Genomic DNA, 3,739 nt, shown 5'->3' on the forward strand with positions numbered 1-3,739 from the left:
AACACGTCGTAGCCGAGAATCGTCGAGATGAACGGCATCACGAACGCGTTCTTGGTCGCCTCCTCGGTGCCGATCGCCTTGGCCTGGTTTCTCACTTTTGTCGCCAGCGACGCGAGACGGTCCGCAAACTCCATCGTTTCCCCAATTGCTCGTTCAAGTGCTCGAATAGTCCCGAGCGTATAGGAGTACATCCACACCACTACGTTCCGCCGCCGGTGCGTGTCGTCCACGACCACTAACCTGACAGTCGGAATCGCTCCAATCCCACCAGCGCATCTCCGGCGAGTTGAATCCGCCCAGCGCGCCGTCGCAAGCCCATCGTCGTGCGCCACTCTCCCGATACGCGGAGGTAAGGCCCCGATGGATTGTTGTCGTCGTAAGCGTCGCGTCCGCGAAAATGCCCACTCAAGACTTGATGTAGCAGGAGAGAGATTCGAACTCTCGACCTCACGATTATGAGTCGTGCGCTCTCACCAACTGAGCTACCCTGCCGCGAAGCATCCGATCAAGGATGTCACGAGCCCCGAGTCAGGATTGAACTGACGACCCCTTCCTTACCATGGAAGTGCTCTACCACTGAGCTATCGGGGCGCACCCGTACGCGGGCAACCACAAGAGAATACCACCGGCGGGCGGTGCTCAAGAAACCGAGGTCGGTGTCATCAACCGCCGGCGTGTTCGCGCAGCCAGGGGAGCGGATCGATGGTCGTCGTGCCGTTGACCAGCAGCTCGAAGTGCAGGTGTGCGCCGTAGGAGCGCCCGGTGTTTCCGGTCTTGCCGATGATGGTGCCGACGGTGACGTGCTCGCCCTCGGTGACCTGCAGCGACCCGTACTGCATGTGCGCATAGTGGCTCGTGATGAGCTGGCCGTCGATGATGTGGTCGATGTAGACCGTCACACCATAGGCGCCGCCCGACTCCGTCGCGATGCGGACCGTGCCATCGGCGATCGCCTGGATGGGGGCGCCCGCGCCGGGAATGAAGTCGAGACCCTCGTGCATCCGGCCCCAGCGCATGCCGTAGCCGCTGCTGAGTCCGACGCCGACGGCGAACGGCCACTGGATCGGGGCGTTCTGGTCGTTCGTGAACACCGACGACGAGTAGTTGATGCCCGTCTCTGCCGCGATCTGCGCCATCGAGACGGTGGAATAGCCTTCGGTGCGCTCGAGGGCGGCGTTCGTCACATCGGACGGTGCGACGTAGGCCTGGATCTCTTCGGGTTCCGCGTCATCGGCGGCGTTGCCGGGTGCCGCGATCGACACGGTGCCGTCGGTGGAGACGGTACTGGCCGCGGCGACGGCCTCGGCGGGCGTGGTCATGCCCACCGTGAGCAGCCCGACGAGGCCCATGACTCCCACCGAGAAGGAGGCGGTCGCGACGCGACGGAACGACGAGCCGGCGGAGCGGCGAGGCGAGGCGACGACGGTGGATGCCGCGGGCGACACGGCCGGGGCGGCCACCTCTTCGACGGGCGTGACGATGGGCGTCTCGCCCGTGAAGCTGAACAGCTTGGCCGCCTCGGCGAATTCGTCGAACGCGGACGCCGCGTCGTCGCCCGCCTCGAACGGCGCCGCGCCATCGAACTCGCGGTCGGCGGCGAGGAGGGTTTCGGGCTCGAGGAAGATCTCGGGCTCGTCGATCACGACGGACGGCGGAACGACGTCGGGCTCGCGGAGCTCGAAGTCGTCGCTGGCGGCCTCGCGGACGGGTTCGACGGCGGGAGCGGGCGAAGTCGTGGCCAGCTGCGCTCGCATGCGTCGCCGAGTGACCGGCTCGGCCCGCGCGGTTTCGGGTGCGCCGTCGGCCGCGGGTGCGATCTGCGCGACGGGCTCGGCAGCGGGCGCGATCGGCGCGACGGCCTCGGCCGCGGGTGACGGCACCGCCGGACGGCCCCACACGACGGCGGGCAGCGCCGCGGTGGCGCCGGCGGAACGCCTGCGGAGCTCTGAACGCGATGTTGCGTCGACACCGACCGGAGTGACGGGGGGCATCACTCGATCGCGGGTCGAGCGCCGCGTGTGGGCGGGCTCGGCCATAGGTGTGTCAAGGGGCAACGCGCAGGGGGCTCTCGTGTCTTGCCGCTCGGGAAACGGCCGTCGGGCTTCGGGGGAATGCAACCTCACCGCTCGGGACGACAAGGTAACGTTTTGATAAACACTATAACGCGGCACCTGGGAATGCCATGTACACGTCCCGGGCGCTCCGACTCATTATCTTATGAAATCGCCGCCGACTCGCACATCGAAACGCGGTCCCCGGGATCGACAGCCTCCAGCACTACTCCTCGATGATCCGCTCGATCGCCCGGTACACGGCATCCCCCGCGGCGATCGTCATCGCGCGCCCGGCCGGCGCCCCCCGGTAGCCTCCCACCCGGCCACCCGCCTCGGTGACCAGCAGCGCCCCCGCGGCATGGTCCCAGGGGTGCAGTCCCCGCTCGAAATAGCCGTCAAGTCGACCCGCCGCGACGTAGGCGAGGTCGAGGGAGGCCGCGCCGATGCGCCGCAGATCGCGCGCGAGCGGCATCACTCGGCGGACGCGGGCGAGGTCGCCGTCGTGGGTCGCAGGGTCGTAGCCGAAGCCGGTGGCGAGCAGGGCACCGGCGGGCGCCTCGTCGTTCACATGCAAGCGCTCCTCGCCCAGCCAGGCGCCATGCCCTACCGCCGCGGTGAACAGCTCGCCCATCGCGGGCGCGAACACGACTCCGGCGAGTGCCCGCCACGACGCGGGATCGGGCACGCCCTCGACCGCCGCGATGCTCACCGCATACGACGGGATGCCGTAGGCGTAGTTGACGGTGCCGTCGATGGGGTCCACGACCCAGGTGATGCCCGACACCCCCTCTTCGGCGCCCGACTCCTCCCCAGGAACCCGTCGTCGGGCCGCTCCTCGGCCAGGCGCGCGCGAATGAGCGTCTCGACCTCTCGATCGGCCTCGGTCACGATGTCGGCGATCGCCGACTTGGTAGCCGCGATCGATACGCCTTCGACACGGCGGCGGCGGGCCAGCTCTCCCGCCTCACGCGCGATGTCGGCGGCCAGCTTCTGCAGATCGAGTGGGCGAGTCATTGCTCCACGCTAGACGGGTACCGTGAACGCATGGTTTCCCCCGCCGCCGGTTTCACGCACGACGTCGTCATCGTCGGGGGCGGCCACAACGCTCTGGTCGCGGCCGCCTATCTCGCGGGCGCGGGCAAGTCGGTGATCGTGCTGGAACGCCTCGACCATGTGGGCGGGGCGGCCGTCTCCGCGCGGCCATGGGCAGGGGTCGACGCGAACCTGTCTCGCTACTCGTACCTCGTCAGCCTCCTGCCGCGGCGGATCATCGACGACCTCGGACTCCGCATCGCGCTGCGCCGCCGACGGTACTCGTCCTATACGCCGGATCCGGCAGACCCGGCGCGCGGCATCCTCGTCGATACTCACGATGCCGCGGCGACCGCCCGGTCGTTCGCCCGTGTCACCGGAGACGCCGCCGAGGCCGAACGCTTCGGAGCGTTCTACGACCGCATCGCCCCGCTGGCGCGCGCGCTGTTCCCGACGCTCACCGAGCCGTTGCTCACGACCTCCGAGGCGCGCGCCCGCGTCGGCGACGACGAGCTGTGGGATGCGATCATCGAGCGCCCCCTCGGCGCGACGATCCGCAACGCCGTGGAGTCCGACATCGCCCGCGGAATCGTGCTGACCGACGGACTCATCGGGACGTTCGCGAGCGCCGACGAGCCGAGCCTGCGCCAGAA

General features: G+C 68.7%; 2 protein-coding genes, 2 tRNA genes and 2 pseudogenes. 1 reads left to right on the plus strand and 5 read right to left on the minus strand.

The features are described from left to right. The 5 genes and pseudogenes from VNT50_RS12630 to VNT50_RS12650 form a co-directional block, all read right to left on the minus strand. Positions 1-191: pseudogene (locus VNT50_RS12630) on the minus strand (hypothetical protein); the annotation flags it as partial. Positions 192-418: 227 nt separating this feature from the next. Beyond that, positions 419-492, minus strand: a tRNA-Met gene (locus VNT50_RS12635). A 27-nt stretch (positions 493-519) separates the two neighbouring features. Beyond that, a tRNA-Thr gene (locus tag VNT50_RS12640) sits at positions 520-591 on the minus strand. A gap of 71 nt (positions 592-662) precedes the next feature. Then, on the minus strand, positions 663-1,991 hold the full coding sequence (locus VNT50_RS12645) for a M23 family metallopeptidase (protein ID WP_325485465.1): 1,329 nt from the start codon (positions 1,989-1,991) through the stop codon (positions 663-665). A 286-nt stretch (positions 1,992-2,277) separates the two neighbouring features. Continuing rightward, positions 2,278-3,068: pseudogene (locus tag VNT50_RS12650) on the minus strand (inositol monophosphatase family protein). Positions 3,069-3,098: 30 nt separating this feature from the next. Here VNT50_RS12650 and VNT50_RS12655 point away from each other — a divergent pair. Continuing rightward, the coding region (locus VNT50_RS12655; RefSeq protein WP_325485466.1) for an FAD-dependent oxidoreductase at positions 3,099-3,739 on the plus strand (641 nt) is incomplete at its 3' end.

Source organism: Microbacterium sp. (assembly GCF_035554235.1).
Lineage (GTDB): Bacteria > Actinomycetota > Actinomycetes > Actinomycetales > Microbacteriaceae > Microbacterium.